Source organism: Paenibacillus harenae (genome assembly GCF_030812415.1).
Taxonomy (GTDB): domain Bacteria; phylum Bacillota; class Bacilli; order Paenibacillales; family Paenibacillaceae; genus Pristimantibacillus; species Pristimantibacillus harenae_A.
Genome location: NZ_JAUSST010000013.1, coordinates 21,617 through 45,718, shown reverse-complemented (window position 1 = coordinate 45,718; position 24,102 = coordinate 21,617). Strand labels below are relative to the sequence as shown.

The 24,102-nt window shown below is 49.7% G+C and carries 21 protein-coding genes and 1 other annotated feature; all 21 genes read right to left on the bottom strand.

The features are described from left to right. Positions 1–206 precede the first annotated feature (206 nt). The 21 genes from tuf to gltX all read right to left on the bottom strand — a co-directional run bounded on the left by tuf (position 207) and on the right by gltX (position 24,078). Positions 207–1,397 carry an elongation factor Tu gene (tuf, locus tag J2T14_RS29990; RefSeq protein WP_307208480.1) on the bottom strand — a complete coding sequence of 397 codons (1,191 nt, stop codon included), beginning with the start codon at positions 1,395–1,397 and terminating at the stop codon, positions 207–209. A 114-nt stretch (positions 1,398–1,511) separates the two neighbouring features. Beyond that, on the bottom strand, positions 1,512–3,590 hold the full coding sequence (gene fusA, locus J2T14_RS29985) for an elongation factor G (protein WP_307208478.1): 2,079 nt from the start codon (positions 3,588–3,590) through the stop codon (positions 1,512–1,514). Positions 3,591–3,619: 29 nt separating this feature from the next. Next, a complete protein-coding gene (rpsG, locus tag J2T14_RS29980) occupies positions 3,620–4,090 on the bottom strand; it encodes a 30S ribosomal protein S7 (protein WP_307208477.1) in 471 nt (156 codons plus the stop codon). A gap of 65 nt (positions 4,091–4,155) precedes the next feature. After that, entirely contained in the window at positions 4,156–4,578 is a 423-nt protein-coding gene (gene rpsL, locus J2T14_RS29975; protein ID WP_307208476.1) for a 30S ribosomal protein S12, read from the bottom strand. A gap of 419 nt (positions 4,579–4,997) precedes the next feature. After that, entirely contained in the window at positions 4,998–8,624 is a 3,627-nt protein-coding gene (rpoC, locus tag J2T14_RS29970) for a DNA-directed RNA polymerase subunit beta' (protein WP_307476832.1), read from the bottom strand. A 96-nt stretch (positions 8,625–8,720) separates the two neighbouring features. Further along, a complete protein-coding gene (gene rpoB, locus J2T14_RS29965; protein ID WP_307208474.1) occupies positions 8,721–12,287 on the bottom strand; it encodes a DNA-directed RNA polymerase subunit beta in 3,567 nt (1,188 codons plus the stop codon). A 369-nt stretch (positions 12,288–12,656) separates the two neighbouring features. Next, positions 12,657–13,262, bottom strand: coding sequence for a class I SAM-dependent methyltransferase (locus J2T14_RS29960; protein WP_307476830.1), 606 nt, complete (start codon positions 13,260–13,262; stop codon positions 12,657–12,659). Positions 13,263–13,402: 140 nt separating this feature from the next. Beyond that, positions 13,403–13,762, bottom strand: coding sequence for a 50S ribosomal protein L7/L12 (rplL, locus tag J2T14_RS29955; protein ID WP_137186567.1), 360 nt, complete (start codon positions 13,760–13,762; stop codon positions 13,403–13,405). Positions 13,763–13,864: 102 nt separating this feature from the next. Then, positions 13,865–14,368, bottom strand: a complete 504-nt coding sequence (gene rplJ / locus J2T14_RS29950; protein ID WP_307208471.1) for a 50S ribosomal protein L10 — start codon at positions 14,366–14,368, stop codon at positions 13,865–13,867. A 55-nt stretch (positions 14,369–14,423) separates the two neighbouring features. Further along, positions 14,424–14,587, bottom strand: a sequence feature (ribosomal protein L10 leader region). An 11-nt stretch (positions 14,588–14,598) separates the two neighbouring features. Beyond that, positions 14,599–15,291: a 50S ribosomal protein L1 gene (gene rplA, locus J2T14_RS29945; protein ID WP_307208470.1), complete on the bottom strand. Its 693-nt coding sequence runs from the start codon at positions 15,289–15,291 to the stop codon at positions 14,599–14,601. A 128-nt stretch (positions 15,292–15,419) separates the two neighbouring features. Beyond that, positions 15,420–15,845 carry a 50S ribosomal protein L11 gene (gene rplK / locus J2T14_RS29940; protein WP_307208469.1) on the bottom strand — a complete coding sequence of 142 codons (426 nt, stop codon included), beginning with the start codon at positions 15,843–15,845 and terminating at the stop codon, positions 15,420–15,422. Positions 15,846–15,934: 89 nt separating this feature from the next. After that, on the bottom strand, positions 15,935–16,468 hold the full coding sequence (gene nusG, locus J2T14_RS29935; protein ID WP_307208468.1) for a transcription termination/antitermination protein NusG: 534 nt from the start codon (positions 16,466–16,468) through the stop codon (positions 15,935–15,937). Positions 16,469–16,492: 24 nt separating this feature from the next. Then, positions 16,493–16,702 (bottom strand): preprotein translocase subunit SecE, encoded by a 210-nt coding sequence (gene secE, locus J2T14_RS29930; protein WP_307208467.1) that lies wholly within the window; start codon positions 16,700–16,702, stop codon positions 16,493–16,495. Positions 16,703–16,720: 18 nt separating this feature from the next. Beyond that, positions 16,721–16,870: a 50S ribosomal protein L33 gene (gene rpmG, locus J2T14_RS29925; RefSeq protein ID WP_015847242.1), complete on the bottom strand. Its 150-nt coding sequence runs from the start codon at positions 16,868–16,870 to the stop codon at positions 16,721–16,723. 341 nt (positions 16,871–17,211) lie between these two features. After that, a complete protein-coding gene (sigH, locus tag J2T14_RS29920) occupies positions 17,212–17,862 on the bottom strand; it encodes an RNA polymerase sporulation sigma factor SigH (RefSeq protein ID WP_307208465.1) in 651 nt (216 codons plus the stop codon). A 199-nt stretch (positions 17,863–18,061) separates the two neighbouring features. Beyond that, positions 18,062–18,583, bottom strand: a complete 522-nt coding sequence (locus tag J2T14_RS29915) for an NYN domain-containing protein (RefSeq protein WP_307208464.1) — start codon at positions 18,581–18,583, stop codon at positions 18,062–18,064. Between the two features lie 3 nt (positions 18,584–18,586). After that, a complete protein-coding gene (gene rlmB / locus J2T14_RS29910) occupies positions 18,587–19,345 on the bottom strand; it encodes a 23S rRNA (guanosine(2251)-2'-O)-methyltransferase RlmB (RefSeq protein WP_307208463.1) in 759 nt (252 codons plus the stop codon). Between the two features lie 19 nt (positions 19,346–19,364). After that, on the bottom strand, positions 19,365–19,784 hold the full coding sequence (locus J2T14_RS29905) for a Mini-ribonuclease 3 (protein WP_307476827.1): 420 nt from the start codon (positions 19,782–19,784) through the stop codon (positions 19,365–19,367). Next, positions 19,781–21,190, bottom strand: coding sequence for a cysteine--tRNA ligase (gene cysS, locus J2T14_RS29900; protein WP_307476824.1), 1,410 nt, complete (start codon positions 21,188–21,190; stop codon positions 19,781–19,783). The genes J2T14_RS29905 and cysS overlap by 4 nt, the downstream gene beginning before the upstream one ends. Continuing rightward, positions 21,171–21,851 (bottom strand): serine O-acetyltransferase, encoded by a 681-nt coding sequence (gene cysE, locus J2T14_RS29895; protein WP_307476822.1) that lies wholly within the window; start codon positions 21,849–21,851, stop codon positions 21,171–21,173. The genes cysS and cysE overlap by 20 nt, the downstream gene beginning before the upstream one ends. 760 nt (positions 21,852–22,611) lie before the next feature. After that, complete coding sequence (gene gltX, locus J2T14_RS29890; protein ID WP_307476820.1) at positions 22,612–24,078, bottom strand: glutamate--tRNA ligase; 1,467 nt, start codon at positions 24,076–24,078, stop codon at positions 22,612–22,614. Positions 24,079–24,102: the final 24 nt, after the last annotated feature.

The window sequence follows — 24,102 nt, the reverse complement described above, 5'->3', positions numbered from 1 at the left end:
TCTTCGGAAAATGACTGATTTGTAGGGACTGAATGCCTTCGGAGCGTGGACAACCTTTTTACATTACATTTAATATTAAAGGCCGAACCTGCATACCGTCAATGATTAGTTACATGAAAAATATCCAAATTCCCTTCTAAAAACAAAAAAAGCTCCCACGAACGTGGGAGCTTTTTTCCATAAACTTCGGCCTAAGGCCGCGTTTATTATTTTTGGATAGTTGCTACTGCGCCAGCGCCTACAGTACGGCCGCCTTCACGAATGGAGAAACGAGTTCCCTCTTCAACAGCGATTGGAGCGATTAGCTCAACCGTTACAGTGATGTTGTCGCCAGGCATAACCATCTCAGTGCCTTCTGGCAGGTTGATGATACCTGTTACGTCAGTCGTACGGAAGTAGAACTGTGGACGGTAGCCTGTGAAGAAAGGCTTGTGACGGCCACCCTCTTCTTTAGTAAGAACGTAGATTTGAGCAGTGAAGTTCGTGTGTGGTTTAACCGAACCTGGTTTAGCCAATACTTGACCACGCTCAATGTTGCTGCGGTCTACACCACGAAGCAATGCGCCTACGTTGTCCCCAGCTTGAGCGGAGTCAAGCAATTTACGGAACATTTCAACGCCAGTTACTACGGATTTACGGGACTCTTCAGCAAGACCGATAATTTCTACCTCGTCGCCTACTTTGATAACGCCACGCTCTACGCGACCTGTAGCAACTGTACCACGGCCAGTGATTGTGAATACGTCCTCGACAGGCATAAGGAAAGGCTTAGCTGTGTCGCGCTCAGGAGTTGGGATGTAAGTATCAACTTGCTCGAAGAGCTCGATGATTTTTTCAGCCCAAGGGCCTTCTGGATTAGCAAGAGCTTCACGAGCAGCACCGCGAATGATCGGAGTGTCGTCGCCTGGGAACTCATACTCGGAAAGAAGATCGCGAACTTCCATTTCAACAAGCTCAAGAAGCTCTTCATCTTCAACCATGTCGCATTTGTTAAGGAATACAACGATGTAAGGTACGCCTACTTGTTTCGAAAGCAAGATATGCTCACGAGTTTGCGGCATTGGACCGTCAGTAGCGGAAACTACAAGAATAGCTCCGTCCATTTGAGCAGCACCAGTGATCATGTTTTTAACATAGTCGGCGTGACCAGGGCAGTCAACGTGAGCGTAGTGACGAGCTGGCGTCTCATACTCAACGTGAGCTGTCGAGATCGTGATACCGCGCTCACGCTCTTCTGGAGCTTTGTCGATTTGGTCGAATGCAATTGCTGCACCGCCGTATTTTTTGGAAAGTACAGTTGTGATCGCAGCTGTCAATGTCGTTTTACCATGATCGACGTGACCGATAGTACCAATGTTAACGTGCGGTTTATTACGTTCAAATTTTGCCTTAGCCATTGAACTTAATCCTCCTCATATACCATCATATTTTTTTATGTGTGGGCCGACACCTAGAGTGCAAGCAAACCTAATGCCGGCCTAAAACAAACTTTCGTTAGCCAAACGCGGGGATTACTCTCCGCCTTTGTGTTTGGAAATGATTTCTTCAGCGATCGACTTAGGAACTTCTTCATAGTGAGAAAGCTCCATCGAGAATACGCCGCGTCCTTGTGTACCGGAACGAAGTGTTGTGGAGTAACCAAACATCTCGGAGAGAGGCACCTTAGCACGGATGATTTGCGCGCCTGCGCGCGAATCCATACCTTCGATACGACCGCGACGGGAGTTAAGCATACCCATAACATCGCCCATGTACTCTTCAGGAACAGTAACTTCAACCTTCATGATTGGCTCGAGCAATACTGGCTTACATTTTTCTTTGGCAGCTTTAAGCGCCATCGAACCTGCAATTTTAAACGCCATCTCGGAGGAATCGACATCATGATAGGATCCGTCAACAACAACAGCTTTGACATCTACGAGCGGGAAGCCGGCTACTACGCCGTTCTTCATCGACTCTTCAATACCAGCCTGGATAGGAGCGATAAATTCACGTGGAATCGAACCGCCGACTGTTTTGTTTTCGAATATAAAGCCTGTACCTGGCTCAAGTGGTGAAAACTCAACCCAACAATGTCCGAATTGACCTTTACCACCGGATTGACGAACGAACTTGCCTTCAACCTTCGCAGCCTGACGGAACGTCTCACGGTAAGCAACTTGTGGTTTACCAACGTTTGTCTCGACTTTGAATTCGCGGAACATACGGTCAACGAGAATTTCAAGGTGAAGCTCACCCATACCGGAAATAATCGTTTGGTTTGTTTCTTCGTCCGTATGTGCGCGGAAAGTAGGATCTTCCTCAGCAAGCTTGGAAATCGCAATACCGAGTTTATCTTGGTCGGCTTTCGTTTTTGGTTCGATAGCAACCGAGATAACTGGTTCTGGGAAGTTCATCGACTCAAGAACGATGATGCTCTTCTCATCGCAAAGTGTGTCGCCAGTCGTTGTGTCTTTAAGACCAACGGCTGCGGCGATATCGCCGGAATACACTTCCGAAATCTCTTGACGAGAGTTCGCATGCATTTGAAGAATACGTCCAATCCGTTCACGTTTGCCCTTAGTTGAATTAAGAACATACGAACCGGATTTCAGTACGCCCGAATACACACGGAAGAACGTCAATCTACCAACATAAGGGTCCGTCATGATCTTGAATGCCAAAGCCGAGAACGGCTCTGTATCAGACGACGGTCGCGAACCTTCTTCTCCATCCTCGAGCGTACCTTTGATTGCTGGTACATCGAGTGGGGATGGAAGATAGTCAACAACTGCATCCAACATCAATTGAACGCCTTTATTGCGGTATGAAGATCCAACGATTACTGGGAAGATTTTAACCTCGCATACGCCTTTACGGAGCGCTGCTTTAATTTCTGGAATAGTGAGTTCTTCACCTTCCAAATATTTCATTGTTAATTCTTCGTCCAGTTCCGCAACCTTTTCAATCAATTCCGTACGAAGCTCTTCGACTTGGTCGCCGTACTCAGCAGGAATCTCAACTTGAATAGGATCTTTACCTGTATCATCCTTGTACTTATATGCTACGCGTTCAATAATATCGATAACGCCAACAAAATCATTCTCGGCGCCGATCGGTATTTGAATCGCAACCGCATTAGCTTGCAGACGCTCACGCATGTCTTTAATAACATTCAGGAAGTCTGCGCCAATGATGTCCATCTTATTGACGTAAGCGATACGTGGTACATGGTAACGGTCAGCCTGACGCCATACGGTTTCAGACTGTGGCTCAACGCCCTCTTTCGCACTGAAAACCCCAACAGCCCCGTCCAATACGCGCAGGGAACGTTCAACTTCAACTGTGAAGTCAACGTGTCCCGGGGTGTCGATAATATTGATGCGGTGACCGTTCCATTGAGCGGTTGTCGCGGCAGACGTAATCGTAATACCGCGTTCTTGTTCTTGTTCCATCCAGTCCATCGTAGCTGCACCTTCGTGCACCTCACCGATTTTGTGAGTACGGCCCGTGAAGAACAAGATCCGTTCTGTAGTAGTCGTTTTACCAGCATCAATATGCGCCATGATCCCGATATTGCGCGTATTATTCAAGGAGAACTCTCTTGACATAAAATGGTCTCCTCTCGATTGTTAAGATTCTACCAGCGGTAGTGAGCAAACGCTTTGTTTGCTTCAGCCATTTTGTGCGTATCTTCGCGTTTCTTAACAGAAGCGCCAGTGTTGTTCGAAGCATCCAGGATTTCAGCAGCTAGACGCTCTTCCATCGTTTTCTCGCCGCGGTTACGTGAGTAGTTCACGAGCCAACGGAGACCAAGTGCCGTACGGCGCTCTGGTTTAACTTCGATAGGCACTTGATAGTTAGCGCCGCCTACACGGCGAGCTTTAACCTCAAGAACCGGCATAATGTTTTTCAAAGCTGTTTCAAAAACCTCCATCGGATCTTTACCCGAGCGTTCTTGAATCAATTTGAAAGCATCGTATAGCAGCGTTGCTGCTACGCCTCTTTTACCGTCAAGCATAATACGGTTGATTAGGCGCGTTACCAGCTTGCTGTTATAAATCGGATCTGGAAGCACATCGCGCTTCGTTACAGGACCTTTGCGTGGCATGTAAAGTCCCCCTTTCTTCTTATAGTCGCTTGTTCTAGCTTGTTATTAACTCAATAGAGTTATTCTTACGATTTTTTAACTTTAGGACGTTTTGTTCCGTATTTCGAACGGGATTGATTCCGGTTGTTAACGCCTGCAGTATCAAGAGCGCCACGAACGATATGGTAACGTACACCTGGAAGGTCTTTTACCCGTCCGCCACGAATCAATACAACGCTGTGCTCTTGCAGGTTATGTCCGATACCCGGAATGTACGCCGTAACCTCTACACGGTTCGTCAGACGAACACGGGCATATTTACGAAGTGCGGAGTTCGGTTTCTTCGGAGTCATTGTACCTACACGAGTGCACACACCGCGTTTTTGAGGAGCGCTGATGTCAGTAGCTTCACGTTTCAAAGCGTTGAAACCTTTTTGCAATGCTGGCGATTTCGATTTAACGACTTTCGCTTGGCGTCCTTTACGGACTAGCTGGTTAATTGTTGGCATGTTGCCACCCCCTTCCCTATATCAATGTCTTTAGTACGGTAGACATTTTACCTCATTTAAGCCCACAGATCCAGGCGGATCATTAATGAACATGCGGATTACTAATTCCTAGTCATTAGGCACACTTCGACATATTAGCATCTATACTATGCACATGTCAAGTGATATCCTCTGAAAATAAAAATCCCTATAAGATTATCTCGTCTACCGTACAAATAGAGCACTCAGCATCATCCAACACCTTCCTCTAGATCAAGGATTATCCATGAACGCTACCGAAATATTGATTAACCCTATACAACATTTACTACATTAGTTCAAAAGAAAAAGCGATCCACGCAGCCCGCTAGCATTATGCTAACGGGTGCATGTATCACTTCTTTCAAGGTCTACTGACTGCTAGACCAATAGACGGTCATCTATTCGATAGCTACGGCTTCCGTAGCTTCTTCCTGAACTATTGCATTGCCTTCTTCATCTTCCATGCCTACGAAATGGATATTTCGGTAACGCTGCATACCGGTACCAGCCGGGATCAGCTTGCCGATAATAACGTTTTCCTTCAACCCGAGCAATTGGTCGACTTTGCCTTTAATGGCAGCGTCGGTCAATACGCGTGTCGTTTCTTGGAAAGATGCGGCCGACAAGAACGAATCCGTCTCAAGCGAAGCCTTCGTAATACCGAGCAATACCGGTTTAGCGACAGCAGGCTCGTTACCAGCGAAGATCGCGTCGCGGTTCTGCGATTCATATTCATGAATGTCGACGAACGCACCTGGCAGAAGAGTTGTATTCCCAGCGTCTACGATACGGATTTTACGGAGCATTTGCTTAATCATGACTTCAACGTGCTTGTCATTAATTTCTACCCCTTGGTTCCGGTAAACGCGTTGTACTTCTTGCAAAATGTAGTTCTGAACGCCACGGATGCCTTTGATGCGCAGCATGTCTTTAGGGTCGATGGAACCGTCTGTCAGTTCATCTCCCGCCTCGATATGCTGGCCTTCCGTTACGCGGATACGCGATCCGTAAGTAACAGCGTATACCTTCGTTTCCGCTTCGCCTTGAACCTCGATTTCGCGACGATCCTTCGCTTCACGGATTTCCTTGATGACTCCGTCAAGTTCCGAAATGATCGCTTGACCTTTCGGATTACGCGCTTCAAACAACTCTTGAATACGCGGCAAACCTTGCGTGATGTCATCGCCGGCAACACCGCCCGTATGGAACGTACGCATTGTGAGCTGTGTTCCTGGTTCGCCGATCGATTGCGCTGCGATAATACCTACCGCCTCACCAATCTCTACATGCTTACCAGTTGCCAGGTTACGGCCGTAGCACACTTTACATACGCCATGACGCGCACGGCAGCTGAGCACAGAACGAATCTGCAGTTTCTCGACACCTGCATCGATGATCGCATCCGCTTTGTTCGAATCGATCAGCTCGCTGCGGTTAACGATAATCTCGCCAGTCTTCGGATGACGAACAGTCTCGAAGGAGTAGCGTCCTTCAATACGGTCGTACAGATCCTCGATAACCTCTTTACCGTCTTGAATCTTGCTGACGGTGAAGCCTTTATCCGTACCGCAATCATCCTCGCGAACGATAACGTCTTGCGCAACGTCAACCAGACGGCGGGTCAAGTACCCCGAGTCGGCCGTACGAAGCGCTGTATCCGCCAGACCTTTACGCGCACCATGCGTCGAGATGAAGTACTCGAGGACGGTAAGGCCTTCACGGAAGTTCGATTTGATTGGCAACTCGATGATACGACCGGATGGGTTGGCCATCAGACCTCGCATACCGCCAAGCTGAGTAATCTGCGATTTGTTGCCCCGTGCTTTCGAATCCACCATGAGCATGATGTTGTTGTAACGATCCATCGATTTCATGAGAACTTCGGTAATTTCGTCTTTACACGCGCTCCAAATGGTGATGATACGGTCATAACGCTCTTCGTTCGTAATCAAACCGCGACGGTATTGATTCATGACGGTTGCGACCTTCTCGTCGGAACGTTTCATGATTTCTATTTTTTCTTGCGGGATGATAACGTCGGATACGCCGATCGTAATACCAGCCTTCGTCGAATAAGTGAAACCGAGCTGCTTAATGCGGTCGAGAATGACAGCCGTAAGCGTTGTGTGGTATTGACGGAAGCATTCCGCGATAACAAGCGCAAGATAGTCTTTGCCTACCGCACCCGGCGTGGTCAATTCTTCGGCAAACTTAACAAGGTCGGCGCCTTTTTCGTATACGAAATATTTATCCGGCGTGCCTTGAAGCAGGTTCGTCTTCGTCGCTTCGTTGATGTAAGGGAAATCTTCAGGGAAAATCTCGTTGAAGATAACCTTACCAACCGTCGTGACTAGCAACGAATTTTGCTGTTGCTCGGTGAAATTAACTTTCTTCAAAACGCGAACCGGAATGAAGATACGCGCATGCAACGATACAATACCGCGCTGATAAGCGGAAATTGCCTCGTTAATCGTGCCGAATACCGAACCGCTGCCTTTGGACTCTTTGTTGTCCATAGTCAGATAGTAGCTGCCGAGAACCATATCCTGCGATGGCGTAACGACTGGCTTACCGTCCTTAGGGTTCAAGATGTTGCCCGATGCAAGCATAAGAAGGCGAGCTTCCGCTTGCGCTTCAGCGGACAACGGCACGTGAACGGCCATTTGGTCGCCGTCGAAGTCAGCGTTGTAAGCCGTACATACGAGCGGGTGCAGTTTAATGGCTTTACCTTCAACCAAGATAGGCTCGAACGCTTGAATACCGAGACGGTGAAGCGTCGGGGCACGGTTAAGCAATACCGGATGCTCCTTGATGACTTCTTCAAGAACGTCCCATACTTCAGGGCTTACGCGTTCAACTTTGCGCTTCGCGCTCTTAATGTTATGAGCGAGCCCTTTGTTGACGAGCTCCTTCATGACGAACGGCTTGAATAGCTCAAGCGCCATTTCCTTCGGAAGGCCGCACTGGAACATCTTCAGGTTAGGACCTACGACGATAACGGAACGACCGGAATAGTCAACCCGTTTACCGAGCAAGTTCTGGCGGAAACGTCCTTGCTTACCTTTGAGCATGTGGCTGAGCGATTTTAAAGGACGGTTGCCCGGTCCTGTAACCGGACGGCCGCGACGACCGTTATCGATCAAGGCGTCAACGGCTTCTTGAAGCATACGCTTCTCGTTTTGTACGATAATGTCCGGTGCGCCAAGATCAAGCAGACGCTTCAGACGGTTGTTCCGGTTAATCACACGGCGATACAGATCGTTAAGGTCGGACGTTGCGAAACGGCCGCCGTCGAGCTGTACCATTGGGCGAAGCTCGGGAGGAATGACCGGAAGCACATCCAGGATCATCCACTCCGGCTCATTGCCGGAATTGCGGAATGCTTCTACAACTTCAAGACGCTTGATCGCACGGTTACGGCGTTGCCCTTGAGCCGTACGCAGCTCTTCCCTCAATTGCTCAAGCTCTTTATCAATGTCGATATCTTGAAGAAGTTTCTTAACCGCCTCAGCGCCCATCCCTGCATGGAAGCCAAAACCGTACTTCTCGCGATAGCTGCGGTATTCTTTCTCGGACAACAGTTGTTTCTTCTCAAGCGGTGTTTCGCCTGGGTCGGTAACAACGTAAGACGCGAAATAAATGATCTCCTCAAGGGAACGAGGGGACATATCAAGCGCAAGGCCCATACGGCTTGGAATACCTTTGAAATACCAGATATGGGATACAGGAGCTGCAAGCTCGATATGTCCCATACGCTCACGGCGAACTTTCGCGCGAGTAACTTCGACGCCGCAGCGGTCGCAGACAACGCCTTTGTAACGAACGCGTTTGTATTTGCCGCAATGACATTCCCAGTCCTTAGTAGGTCCAAAGATTTTTTCGCAGAAGAGTCCTTCCTTCTCCGGTTTTAAAGTCCTATAGTTGATTGTCTCCGGTTTCTTAACTTCTCCGCGGGACCACGAGCGAATTTTGTCAGGCGATGCCAGACCGATTTTCATATACTCGAAGTTGTTCACGTCCAACAAGGAGCAACCCTCCTTCGTCATCTATAACTATGTCTTAATGCGTAAACTGCCGAATTCCGAGGAGCGCGTGACGCTTCCCGGAATTCCGCCGATTGCTTATTCTGCTGCGCCGACTTCTGTGCCTTCTAGATTAAGATTGAGCTTATCGCCCGTGTTCTCGTCCTCGTCGTCCATTTCCTTCATTTCGATCTCTTCTTCATTCTCGCTCAGGATCTTAACGTCCATACCCAAGCTTTGAAGCTCTTTGATCAAAACTTTGAACGATTCAGGTACGCCCGGTTCAGGAACATTCTCGCCTTTGACGATCGATTCGTACGTTTTCACACGGCCGACCACGTCATCGGATTTGACGGTAAGAATTTCTTGGAGCGTGTATGCTGCGCCGTATGCCTCAAGCGCCCATACTTCCATCTCCCCGAAACGTTGTCCGCCGAATTGCGCTTTACCGCCGAGAGGCTGTTGCGTAACGAGCGAGTATGGACCCGTCGAACGGGCATGGATTTTGTCGTCGACCATATGCGCCAGCTTGATCATGTACATGACGCCAACGGTAACTTCACGCTCGAAGTTCTCGCCTGTACGTCCGTCATAAAGTACAGTCTTACCGTTACGCTGCATGCCTGCTTCTTCCATCGTATCGAAGACGTCATTCTCGCGCGCGCCGTCGAATACCGGCGTTGCGGCATGAATGCCGAGATGCTTACAAGCCATGCCAAGGTGAACCTCAAGCGCCTGACCGATGTTCATCCGCGACGGTACGCCGAGCGGATTGAGCACGACTTCTACAGGCGTGCCGTCCGGAAGGAACGGCATATCCTCTTCCGGCATGATACGGGCGATAACCCCTTTGTTACCATGACGTCCGGCCATTTTATCGCCCTCGGAAATTTTACGCTTCTGAGCGATATAAGCACGAACCAATTGGTTAACGCCTGGAGGCAGTTCGTCGCCGTTCTCGCGCGTGAACACTTTCACGTCTACAACGATACCGTCCGTACCATGCGGTACGCGGAGCGATGTATCGCGAACCTCGCGCGCTTTTTCACCGAAGATCGCGTGAAGCAATCTTTCCTCGGCCGTCAACTCCGTTACGCCCTTAGGCGTTACTTTACCGACAAGTATGTCTCCTGCGTTAATCTCAGCGCCAACACGGATAATACCGCGCTCGTCAAGGTTGCGGAGCGCATCTTCGCCGACATTCGGAATGTCGCGTGTAATCTCTTCCGGTCCCAGCTTCGTATCACGGGCTTCGGACTCATATTCTTCAATGTGAATGGACGTATACACGTCTTCCTTCACAAGCTTCTCGCTAAGCAAGATGGCATCCTCGTAGTTGTAGCCTTCCCACGTCATGAACGCGACGACTACGTTACGTCCAAGCGCCAATTCGCCTTGCTCCGTAGAAGGTCCGTCAGCGAGAATATCGCCTTTCTTGATAACGTCGCCCTTGCGTACGAGCGGACGTTGATTGATGCACGTACCTTGGTTGGAACGCATAAACTTATGAAGCTTGTGCTTAACCAAGTCTCCTGTTACCGGTTTGCCGTCAATCATCTCTACGCGGCGCAGCCAAATTTCGTTAGCCGACGAACGCTCGATAATTCCGTCATATTTGGCAACAATACAAACACCCGAATCTTTCGCTGCCTTATGCTCCATACCCGTACCGACGAACGGTGCTTTCGGGATAAGAAGAGGTACGGCTTGACGTTGCATGTTCGATCCCATCAGGGCGCGGTTGGAGTCATCGTTCTCCAGGAACGGAATGAGCGCAGTAGCAACCGACACTACCTGCTTAGGCGATACGTCCATATAGTCAACGCGTTCGCTAGGCATCGTAAGGATGTTGTCGGCCTGTTTGTTGTAACGAACAATTGTATTCGTTTCAGCAAATTGACCTTCATCCGTCAGCTTCGCGTTCGCTTGCGCGATAACGTAGTTATCTTCCTCATCGGCAGTCATATATGAAATTTGTTCGGTTACAACGCCGGTCTTCGGATCCACCCAACGATACGGAGCTTCGATGAAGCCGTACTCGTTAATGCGGGCGAACGAGGACAAGGAGTTGATCAAACCGATGTTCGGTCCCTCAGGCGTCTCAATCGGGCACATACGGCCATAATGAGAGTGATGGACGTCACGCACTTCGAAGCCTGCGCGTTCCCGCGTCAAACCGCCCGGTCCGAGTGCCGACAGACGGCGCTTATGCGTCAATTCAGCAAGCGGATTCGTTTGGTCCATGAACTGTGAAAGCTGCGAGGAACCGAAGAACTCTTTGATCGACGCGATTACCGGACGAATGTTGATCAGCGCCTGAGGCGTAATCGCATTCGCATCCTGAATCGACATTCTTTCGCGCACAACGCGCTCCATACGGGATAGACCGATACGGAACTGGTTCTGCAGCAATTCGCCTACGGAACGCAGACGGCGGTTACCGAGATGATCGATATCGTCCGTGCTGCCAACCCCGTGAAGCAGGTTAATGAAATAGTTAATGGAGGAAATGATGTCCGCAGGCGTAATATGCTTAACGGATTTATCAATTACGCCATTCGCGATTACTTTAATGACTTTGTTCTCGTCAATCGGTGAGAATACGCTGATCGTTTGCAGCGGAATACTATCAGCATCAAGCACACCGTTAGCGACGTGATACGTTTTGAAGCCTACATCGGTCTCAAGCTTCTCAAGGATCTCGTCAAGCAAGCGGCGGTCGATCATTTGTCCCGATTCAGCGATAATCTCGCCAGTTGTCGGATCAACCAAATTCTCGGCGAGCTTCTGGTTGAACAAACGATTTTTGATGTGAAGCTTCTTGTTTATTTTGTAACGGCCGACATTGGCCAGGTCATATCGTTTTGGATCAAAGAAACGAGCTACAAGCAAGCTCTTCGCATTATCCAAAGTCGGCGGCTCACCCGGACGAAGACGCTCGTAAATCTCGATCAGCGCTTTCTCCGTGGAATCCGTATTGTCCTTGTCTAGCGTATTGCGAATATACTCATCATGGCCTAGCAGCTCGAGAATCTCAGCGTCTGTGCCAAAACCAAGTGCGCGCAAAAGCACCGTTACCGGAATTTTCCGGGTCCGGTCAATACGAACGTAAACAATATCCTTGGCATCTGTTTCGAGCTCCAGCCAAGCGCCACGGTTCGGAATAACCGTTGCCGTGTAGTTCTTCTTCCCGTTCTTATCAACCTTCGTGCTGAAGTACACACTCGGGGAGCGAACCAATTGGCTGACTATAACCCGCTCGGCCCCGTTAATAATAAACGTGCCTGTCTCAGTCATAAGCGGGAAATCACCCATGAACACTTCTTGTTCCTTTACTTCGCCGGTCTCCTTATTGAAAAGCCGTACCTTAACGCGTAAAGGAGCTGCATACGTCACGTCGCGCTCTTTTGATTCATCGACCGAATATTTCGGTTCGCCTAAGCTATAGTCGATAAACTCAAGCGATAGATTGCCCGTAAAGTCCGAAATCGGAGAAATATCCTGAAACAATTCAATCAAATCGCTGTCCAAGAACTTCTCATACGATTTTTGTTGGATTTCAATCAGGTTCGGGACTTCCAGCACCTCGTTGATTCGGGCGTAGCTTCTGCGCGCTCGCCGACCATACTGAACAAGTTGTCCTGCCAACTTAACCTCACCCCTCATGTCTGTCTCACAGCATCGATACTTACTGCGTCACTCATAGCCGACACCAGCCGCCTATATAGTTAAATAAAGAAAAGCCCTTATCGAATAGTTCGAAAAAAGAGCGTGTTTCCGGCAGCTAACCATTCGCAGCGCGGCGCGATGGTCACATATCAAGTAATTTTGCCCAAAATGTAAACATTATACGTCAAACTTGCATATCTTATGCAATCCGCGCCCAAAAAATCACACTTGACATTTTAGTTGACTAAAGAGATTGAGCCCAATTTAATGCTGACATTTTATAATACTACCATATCCAAAAAGTCAAGTCAAACTATTTTGCAATTCATTTGAAAACAATCTTTGAAAATAGATTTCATTGTGCCCTTATGTCCTAGTTGCTTTGAAAATCCGATAGCCTTTATCCTTCGTTACTTCCTCAACTTCATGCTCTCCGAATAACGCCTTAAGCTTGGCTTCCGCCGACGGAGCACCCTGCTTCTTCTGAATGACAACCCACATCGTTCCGCCCGGCTCCAGCAGCTCATAGCCCTCTTCGAAAATCCGATGGACAACCGCCTTGCCCGCGCGTATCGGGGGATTCGTCACAATAGCATTGAACCGTTGTCCCTTCACGGCGGCATATATATCGCTTTGCAGAACAGTTACGTTCGCTATGCCGTTAATTCGTGCATTCTCGCGAGACAGCTCGACTGCTCTTTCATTAATATCAATCATCGTCACGTGGCCGCGATCCGCCAACTTGGCCGCGGTCAGTCCGATCGGACCATAGCCGCAGCCGACATCGAGCACCTTCGCATCGCTTCCGATCTCCATCGCATCAATCAACACCCGGCTTCCGTAATCGACGCCGGTCTTCGAGAATACGCCAGCATCCGTCATGAAGCGAAAGGCAAAGCCCCGCAAATCAAAGGTATGCTCCCGCCTATTATGCTTCACATCCGGGCTTTCGGAATAATAATGATTCGACATGTTTCGGCTTCCCTTCCGTCATTCTTGAGCTATTCCCTTATAACATGCAACGAACCCCTTGAAACCAAGCGGTTCCAAGGGGCTCGTCAGCGGGGTCATAGCGAATGCTCTAGACCCTGCTGTATGCAATTTAAGCGATATTACTTAACTTCTACGGAAGCACCAGCTTCAGTAAGTTTAGCTGCAACAGCTTCAGCTTCTTCTTTAGCAACTTTTTCTTTGATTGCTTTAGGAGCGCTGTCAACCAAGTCTTTCGCTTCTTTCAGGCCAAGACCTGTGATTTCGCGAACAACTTTGATTACGTTGATTTTCGATGCGCCAGCGTTGTTAAGGATTACGTCGAATTCGGATTGCTCAGCTTCAACAGCTACTGCTGCGCCGCCAGCAGCTACTGGAGCTGCGGCTGTAACGCCGAATTCTTCTTCGATTGCTTTTACAAGGTCGTTCAGTTCAAGAACGGTCATAACTTTAATGGCTTCCAAGATTTGCTCTTTAGACATGGTTATACCTCCGAAAATTTGGTTTAGTTTTTTTGGTTCTTGCGTTATGCGACCGGCATAAGCCGGATGACAGTTACATCAATTGTTGCAATGCGTTGTTGCTTAAGCTTGTGCTTCTTGCTTCTCGCCGACTGCTTTAACCGCAAGCGCGAAGTTGCGCATAGGGGCTTGCAATACGCTGAGGAGCATGGAGAGCAAACCGTCGCGGGACGGAAGCTCTGCAAGAGCTTTGATTTGTTCCATATCAACGACTTTGCCTTCAACGATACCGCCTTTTAGTTTCAAAGCTTCGTTTTTCTTAGCAAAATCGTTCAAGATTTTCGCTGGAGCAACGGCATCTTCTTTGCCGAATGCGATTGCTGTTGGACCAGTCAGGATCTCGTTCAATCCTGCGAAATCGGTACCTTCAGTTGCACGGCGAACGAGCGAGTTTTTCAAAACTTGGAATTCAATGCCCGCATCGCGGAGTTGTTTCCGAAGTTCAGTAACTTGCGCAACGTTCAATCCGCGATAGTCGGCAACAACCGTAGTCGAGCTTTCAACAAGCTTCGACGCGATTACTGCAACTGCTTCTTGTTTCTCTTGGATGATCTTTGCGTTAGCCAAACTGTACACCTCCCGTAATATTGTACATCCCGATATACGACGGGCTTTCCTCGCCTCGATGCATGAGAAAGGCCTTCGCAGACGTTGCGAAGGCCATGATTTCGTTATCGCGGCAAGGCCGGATGGCCATAGCTCGCTTACAAACGTTTTATCATAACACCTCGGTAGGAAATTAAGCCTAATGGCACCTACTGTCTACGGTATGCGTATTCGAAATTTAGTTCCGTTTCTTAGCGGTAGTTCGCTGTCGATACACGAGCGCCAGGGCCCATAGTCGAGGAAACGGCGATGTTTTTCAGGTAAATACCTTTTGCAGCAGCCGGTTTAGCGCGAACCAAAGCATCAAGCAATGCTTTAAGGTTCTCGTTCAGCTTCTCAGCATCGAACGATACTTTACCGATTGGAGCGTGGATTTGACCTGCTTTATCAAGACGGTATTCAATCTTACCGGCTTTGATTTCTTGAACGGCTTTCGTAACATCGAATGTTACTGTACCAGCTTTCGGGTTAGGCATCAAGCCCTTACCGCCGAGGATACGTCCAAGTTTACCAACTTCAGCCATCATGTCCGGCGTTGCTACGCAAACGTCGAATTCAAACCAGCCTTGTTGGATTTTGTTGATCATGTCTGCGTCGCCAACAAAGTCAGCGCCTGCAGCTTCCGCTTCTTTCGCTTTTTCGCCTTTTGCGAAAACGAGAACGCGTTTTGTTTTACCAGTGCCGTGCGGAAGTACAACGACGCCGCGCACCGCTTGGTCTTGTTTACGAGGGTCAACGCCCAGACGAACGGCTACTTCGACGGATTCGTCGAATTTAGCTGTTGCAGCCTTCTTAACGAGTTCAATCGCTTCAGCCGGCTCGTAAGTTGCTTCGCTGTTGATCAGCTTAGCAGCTTCAACATATTTTTTACCGTGTTTAGCCATTTTGTTTTCCTCCTTATGTGGTATAGCGGGTCATCCTCCTAGGGATAATCCTCCCACCTGCGAAAGCCGATTGCTTTCGCAAGACAGATCGTTCTAATTCCGTTAAAGCTGCAATAGCCTATACGGAATTAGTCGACGATTGTTACGCCCATGCTGCGCGCAGTACCTTCAACCATACGCATAGCCGCTTCAACATTGGCTGCGTTTAGATCCGGCATTTTTTGCTCTGCGATTTCACGAACTTTATCGCGTTTTACAGTAGCAACTTTTTTCTTGTTCGGCTCGCCTGAACCTTTTTCGATACCAGCAGCGACGCGGAGCAATACTGCAGCCGGCGGCGTTTTTGTTTCGAATGTAAAGGAACGGTCTTCGAATACAGTGATCACGACTGGAATAATCAGACCAGCTTGATCCGCAGTACGAGCATTGAACTCTTTACAGAAAGCCATGATGTTAACGCCTGCTTGACCTAGTGCCGGACCGATTGGTGGCGCTGGGTTAGCTTTACCTGCAGGAACCTGCAGTTTGACCATCTTGATGACCTTTTTTGCCATGATTCACACCTCCTTACCCTGAAATCCTAAAGCATAACACCATTCGATGAAATGCGCGGACGCATTCGATCGAACCTGGAAACCGGATATTATATCTTCTCCACTTGAGTATAGTCGAGCTCAAGAGGGGTTTCCCTGCCAAACATGTTGACATGAACCTTCAACTTCGCTTTGTCGAGCAAAATTTCTTCTACCGAACCGACAAAGTCCGCGAAAGGACCTACTTTGACGCGAACCGTTTCCTTCAGCTCGAATTCGATCTTCGGCTTCGGCTCTTCCATACCCATATGCTTGAGGATTTGCTCCACTTCATCGGGCAATAGAGGAGTCGGCTTCGAACCGGAACCAGTTGAGCCTACGAATCCAGTTACGCCTGGCGTATTCCGAACAACGTACCATGAATCGTCGGTTTGAACCATTTCCACAAGAACATAGCCGGGATAGACTTTACGTTGAACGGTCTTCTTCTTACCGTCCTTCTCTACCACTTCATCTTCCATGGGAACGAGCACGCGGAAGATCTTGTCTTCCATGCCCATCGATTCAACACGGCGTTCCAGGTTAACTTTCACCTTGTTCTCATACCCGGAGTAAGTGTGCACGACGTACCATCTTTTTTCCATCACTAATCCACCTTTGGACCCTTCTTAAACAATGAGTTCAACCAGAGTCGAGATCCCGATGTCAAGAAGCCAGAAGTAAATCGTTACAAACGTGATCGTTAAAAGAACGACGATCGAGTAGCTTGTCAACTCTTTACGATTTGGCCAGCGAACTTTCTTGAGTTCTGCCCAGCTGTCGGCAAAAAAACTAAACGTATTACCAAAGCCTTGCTTCAGTTTAGCCAAAAATGCCACGGTCACACCTCCAATTGACTATCTCGTCTCGCGATGAGGAGTCTGCTCGTTACAGAACTTGCAAAACTTCTTCAACTCGATGCGGTCGGGGTGATTGCGTTTGTTCTTGCTGCTCGCATAGTTTCTCTGTTTGCAGTTTGTGCATGCCAACGTGATAATAACCCGCATTGAATTACACCTCCCGAACTGCTACAAAATACGAATCATGAAGCTCTATATGAAACATCATTGATTCCATCGCCAATACAAAAAAAAACCTCGATTTCAGGCCTACCTAAACACTTTATCATATGGCATTTTTCATGTCAACGTAAAAGATAGACGCGCAGCGTGCGAATAATTGCCAGGGCAGCTGACTTAGCATGGGACTCGCATCTACCATTATCGTCTGCTTCTTTCATTTTCATCCCTAGCCTTCTTCAGACAATAAAAAAACCGTCCCGATCCGCCTGGTCGCGCCAGACGGAATAGACAGCCCTAATATTAAGTAACATGTTGCCTAGCGAGACTTACCCGCTTATGTCCCTGATCTCCAAGTAACGCTCAAGCTTCCGCTTCACACGCTGCAAAGCATTATCAATCGACTTCACATGGCGATCCAAATCGACGGCAATTTCCTGGTAAGACCTTCCGTCCAAATACAGCATGAGCACCTTGCGCTCCAGATCGCTTAATATTTCGGACATCTTATCTTCCAGGCCAATGAATTCTTCTTGATTAATAATAAGTTCTTCCGGATCGGATACGCGCGTACCGCAAATCACGTCCAGCAGCGTGCGATCCGAGTCTTCGTCATAAATTGGCTTGTCAAGCGATACATACGAATTGAGTGGGATATGCTTCTGACGCGTGGCTGTTTTGATGGCGGTAATGATCTGCCTCGTTATGCACAATTCGGCAAAGGCTTTGAAGCTTGCCAGCTTGTCCCCTTTGAAATCGCGAATAGACTTATATAGGCCGATCATGCCTTCCTGCACGATATCTTCACGATCCGCGCCGATAAGAAAATAAGAACGCGCCTTGGCTCGCACGAAGTTCTTATACTTATTAATCAAATATTCCAGCGCCATGCTGTCGCCGTTGCGGACCGCCTCGACGATGTCCTCGTCCGTACTGCAGTCGTATTCGAGCGTACTCCATTCTTTGAGGTCGATGCTCACGAACTATCCCTCCGGCCTGCAAGGCGTACACCGCTAGATTCTGAAAATATAGAGTCAGTATACATGATTAAACCTTATACCGTCAACCAATTCAGCCTCGGAAACTATCGATTATCTAGTAAAATTGTAACTTTGTGGAACGGTAAATAATAGGAATGTCGAGTATTTGCATCCGCATCCTCAGGCTGTTTCCATTTTACTACTCTCCGCGCCTTAAACGCTCCAGCTTGCTCCACGTTTCCAAATTCACTCTCGAATCGACCGAATTGCGTTTGATCGGCTTTTCTTCCCGAAGCGTTTGCTCGATCTCTTTGCGATTCTGACCGATATCGATCAGCAGCTCGCGCGCGGATACGCGGAGCGCGCCTTGTCCGAAGGCAACATTCTGCTCAACCATATCCGAGGTTGCCACGTAGATGTTCCGCCGCCTCGAATACAGCTCCGCGCACAAGCGCTCGATACATTCGTCAGCCGTTTCCTTTTCCTTCGTGTAGATGACCGTGAGCTTATGCTGGCGGTAAGTAGCCCCTATGCCGGGGACAAAATAAGCGTCAAACACTACATACACTTTCATGCCGGTGAAGCCCTGATAATCCGCAAGCATGTCCAGAAGCTTATCCCGCGCATCCTCAAGGTCATGCTCCTTGAGCTTCTCGAGCATAGGCCACGCGCCGATCATATTGTATCCATCGACCAACAAAATGTCGTCGCGCCGTTTCATGCTCTAGACGTCCCGGCGTTGCCGCACGACTTCATACATCAATACGCCTGCCGCGACCGAGGCGTTAAGCGAATTCAGACGGCCGAGCATCGGCAATTTAACGAGAAAATCGCATTTTTCTTTAATGAGCCGGCCCATGCCTTTGCTCTCGTTGCCGATAACGACGGCCAGCGGCATATCGAACTTCATCTTGTATACATCCTGCGAGGCGCTTACGTCCGTACCGGCAACCCATACGCCCGCTTCCTTGAGCTTATCGATCGTCTGTGCCAGATTCGTTACTCTCGCTACAGGCACATGCTCTGCCGCTCCGGCCGATGTCTTAAGCACGGTAGCGGTCAGCGAAGCCGAGCGCCGCTTCGGAATAATAACGCCGTGCACGCCCGTGCATTCAGCCGTTCTTAGAATCGAGCCAAGGTTATGCGGGTCCTCAATCTCGTCCAGCACGAGAATGAACGGCGTCTCCCCGCTCTTCGATGCGATCTCCAGCAGTTCCTCAACCTCTACGTAGTCAAAAGCAGCCGCCTGGGCGACGACGCCCTGATGGGCAACGCCTTCAACCATGCTGTCGAGCTTGCGCTTGTCGACGAATTGCACAACGATGCCAAGCTTTTTCGCTTCGGCCACGATCGGCTGCGTGAGCGTCTTCTGCGCGCCGTCGGCAATCCATATTTTATTAATTTCCCGTCCGGAACGAAGCGCTTCAAGCACGGGATGCTTGCCGGCGATCATTTCCTCTTGGTTTTGGTTCTCAACAGACATCATGTTCCCTCCTCTATTTCTATTTACCGGCAAGTCCGATTGCGAACAGCTCGCCGAGCCTTTCATTGCGCCCCTCGTAATACAAGTAGCCGACAAGGCATTCCAGAGCCGTCGCAAGACGGTAATCGGCCGGGTCCGCGTTCTTGGGCGGAGCACCCGACTTGGCATTGCGGCCTCGGCGGACGATGTCCGCCTCCTCCTCCGTCAGATGCGGCTGCCACCGCTCAAGCAATTGCCTCTGAGCCTTAGCCGACACGAAGCCCGTTGCTTCGCGGTGCATATGATGCGACTTGTTGTTGGGCAGCGATACCAAGTATTGGCGCACGAGCAGTTCGAATACGGCATCGCCCACATAAGCAAGCACGACCGGATTAATCAGTTGCGTCTTCTTGGCGGGCGGGTGGAACATGAGCGAACTTGCATCTATATGTTCGCTCATTTGCGTCTCCAGCGAATGCCTTGCGGCGTATCCTCAAGCACAATATTTTTTTCGACCAACAGGTCGCGAATTTCGTCCGCTCTTGCCCAGTTCTTCGCTTTGCGCGCTTCCGTACGCTCTGCGATCAGTTGCTCGATATCCGCGTCGAGCAATTCCGCGTCGGCTTCCTGCGCGGGCAGAAGTCCGAGAACGTTATCCAATTGCTCAAGCAATCCAAGCAGCGCCTGCATTCCTTCAGCAGAAGCATCGTTGCGATTCATATACTGATTCGCCTCGGTCACTAGCTCGAATACAGCCGTAATCGCATCCGGCGTATTGAAATCGTCGCTCATTTTCGCATGGAACTGGCTGCCTATGTCATCCAGCTTCCCTTGAAGCGCCGGATCAATAGCAGCATCGTTTAGTCCTTCGCTGCTAAGCCTATGCTTCAAGTTCGCCGCACAGTTGGCGATCCGATCTACGCTATTCAACGCTTGCGCAATCGTGTCGTCGCTGAAATTAAGCGGGCTGCGGTAGTGAGTTGAGAGCACGAAATAACGAATCGCTTGCGGCTTAATGTGCTTTACGAGCTCAATGACCTTAATGCCGTTGCCGAGCGATTTGGACATTTTCTCGTTATTGATATGAATGTAGCCGTTATGCATCCAGTAATTCGCCAGCGGCTTGCCGCTAAGACTTTCCGACTGTGCAATCTCGCACTCATGATGCGGGAATTGCAGGTCGTGACCGCCGCCGTGAATATCAAGCGTATCGCCGAGATATCTGCGTGCCATCGCCGAGCATTCGATATGCCAACCCGGACGGCCGTCGCCCCATGGGCTCTCCCACTTGATCTCGCCAGGCTTTGCGCCCTTCCACAGAACGAAGTCCTGCTGATTCTCCTTGCGGTCGCCTACCTCCACGCGAATGCCGAATTGCAGCTCGCCTATATTTTGGCCCGACAGCTTGCCATACTCATCGAATTTGGACGTACGGAAGTATACGTCGCCTTCGCTCTCATATGCATAGCCTTTGTCTACAAGCTCTGCAATAAACGCGATAATCTCGGGAATATTGTCCGTCACGCGCGGATTAAGCGTTGCCTTCCGAATGCCAAGCGAATCGATATCCGCATAGAATGCAGCGATGAACGTCTCCGCCACTTCCGGCACGGTCGTACCAAGCTGTTCCGCCTTCTTGATGAGCTTATCGTCCACGTCCGTAAGGTTGACGATATAACGCACCTCGTTGCCTGCTGCTTCCAAATACCGACGCACAACGTCGAAGAAAATAAATGGACGCGCATTGCCAATATGAATATAGTCGTACACCGTCGGGCCGCATACGTACATGTTAACCTTGCCCGGTGTCTGAGGGACGAACAAATCCTTCGCTCTCGTGAGCGTATTATATATCGTAATTGCCATTGTCGAAATCTCCTCCTGCTTCGGGCTCTTGAACTTCCTTGCCTAATTCAGCCTTCAAACTATCAATTTCCTTTTTCAGCGCGCGGAACATTTCGATGATCGGATCTGGCAGCTGTTTATGGTCGAGACGGTCGCCTACCCGCTCCCCGTTCCGCTTCACGACACGGCCCGGATTGCCGACCACGGTGCTGTTATCGGGCACCTCTCGCAGGACTACCGCATTTGAACCTATATTGGAATTATCTCCAACTTGGAAGGATCCGAGAACCTTCGCTCCCGATCCGATGACGACATTATTGCCGATCGTCGGATGGCGTTTGCCCTTTTCCTTGCCTGTGCCGCCCAGCGTGACGCCTTGATAGATAACGACGTCATCTCCGATTTCGCATGTTTCTCCGATAACGACGCCCATGCCATGATCGATAAACAGCCGATTGCCGATTCGCGCGCCGGGGTGGATCTCGATGCCCGTCATGAAACGTCCTACCTGCGAGATTATCCGCGCAAGCGTAAACCAGCCTCTACGGTATAAGGGATGCGCAATGCGATGCGCCCATATGGCATGCAGACCCGAATAGGTGAAGATGACCTCGAAACGGCTTCGGGCCGCCGGATCATTTTCGAATACTGCTTGAACGTCCGATCGAAAATGGCGAAACATACGTTTGCTCCTCTGCTTTCAAAATTGCCCGGCTCTAGCGTCCGCTATTGCCCTCCGTACGGAGCAATGCATACGACTCTTGTGTATTCGCTACTTTCTATATTGGATATTTGCAACATAGAGACGTTATTTCTTGAATCGAGAAATCTTATACTGGATTTTTGCATTATCTTTAGCCTTTGCAGACCTCTTCTCACGAAAACGGTACGATTTTACTGCAATTATCCAATATAGCTCTTCAAACAACGCTCATATGAATGAAGTTGCTGCAGAAACCCAACATAGCAAGAAAAGCACAGACCGTTTGGCATGCCTTGGCTATAATAACGGCGATAATATTAGCCTCGGCCCGTATCCATAAAAAAAAGCCCCTGCAGCATCATGTGCTGCAGAGGCGTGTTGATCGCGCGGTCCCACTCTGCTTGAACAGCCTTTCGGCATTGGATAGCCTAAACTGTTCACCTTTCAAGTCTTTAACGCAGACATACGTTGCCGCCTACCCTGCTTATCGACTCGACGACGCGAATGCGATAACCAGCTCGGAACAAAGCTCCCAGGTGCATATTTCCGTCTAAGCGAACCAGACAACTTTCAGCCACACTCTTCCCGTTGCCGCCTCATACCACTGAAGCAGCGCCGATTCGAATGACGGTTGTCCTCTCTGCGAATCCGCATGCAAACGTACTTTTCCTGTTCATAGCCGATGTATTCATTTAGATATTATCCATAGTATACCGAATCGCCAAATAAGTGACAAGGGTTAGTTAGCCGACAGTCGCGCGCGCAGGCGCGATACGACTTTGTCTTTGCCTAGCAGCGCGATCGACTGGTTCAAGTCCGAACCATGGGTCTGACCCGTCAGCGCGGCGCGAATAGGCATGAACAGCTGCTTCCCTTTGAAGCCCGTATCCTTCTGAACGGCCTTTATCATTTCTTTGATCCCGTCTACCGTGAACGCCGAATCGCCCGCTTCCACTAGTCCAAGGAATGCGCTCAGCACCGTCGGCACTTGCTCCTCGGCAAGCACAATGGCCGCTTCATCCTCGTCCTCCGGCTTTTCAGCGAAGAACATGGCCGTGACCGGCACAATATCAGCCGCGAACCGCAGCTTATCCTGATGCAGCGCTACGAGATCGCTCACCCATGCGCGTCCGTCCGCGTCCAGCTCAGGCGTAATACGGCCTGCCTTCTGCAGGTGTGGAATACACATATCAACAACGCGCGGCAGATCCGCCTTCTTCATGTACTCGTTATTCATCCAGCTCAGCTTCTGCGTATCGAAGACGGCCGGGCTTTTGCTCAGTCGGTCCGCATTGAACACTTCAATTAGCTGCTCGCGCGTAAACATCTCTTGTTCGCCCTCCGGCGACCAGCCGAGCAAAGCGATGAAGTTGAACAACGCCTCCGGCAAGTAGCCGAGGTCGTCGTATTGCGAGATGAATTGAATAATCGATTCATCGCGCTTGCTCAGCTTCTTGCGCTGCTCGTTCACGATTAGCGTCATATGCCCGAACAGCGGCGGCTCCCAGCCGAAAGCTTCATAGATCATAAGTTGGCGCGGCGTATTGGAGATATGGTCCTCTCCGCGAAGCACATGGCTGATCTTCATCAGATGGTCGTCCAGCACGACCGCGAAGTTATACGTCGGAATGCCGTCCTTCTTCACGATAACGAAGTCGCCCATCTCCGCCGTATCGAAGCTGATCGAGCCCTTCACCATGTCGTCGAACTGATAGGTACGGCCTTCCGGTACGCGGAAGCGAATGCTAGGCACGCGGCCTTCCGCTTCGAACGCTGCGCGCTGCTCATCGCTCAGATTGCGATGACGGCCGGAATAACGAGCCGTCTCGCCGCGCTCGATCTGCTCGTTGCGCTCCTGTTCCAGCTCTTCTTCGCTGCAATAGCAGCGGTATGCCAGCCCTTTATCGAGCAGTTCCTGCCAATACTCGCGGTAAATATCGAGTCTTTCCGTCTGGCGGTATGGGCCGTATCCGCCGCCGATGTCCACGCTCTCATCCCAGTCGATGCCGAGCCACTTCATGTATGTAAGCTGGCTTTCTTCCCCGCCTGCTACGTTGCGCTTGACGTCCGTATCTTCAATACGAACGATGAATTTACCGCCAAGATTACGTGCAAACAAATAATTGAATAAGGCCGTTCTAGCGTTGCCGATATGCAGATGGCCCGTCGGCGACGGCGCATACCGAACTCGTACTTCCTGTGTCATAACGATTCTCCTCCAGTATCCAGT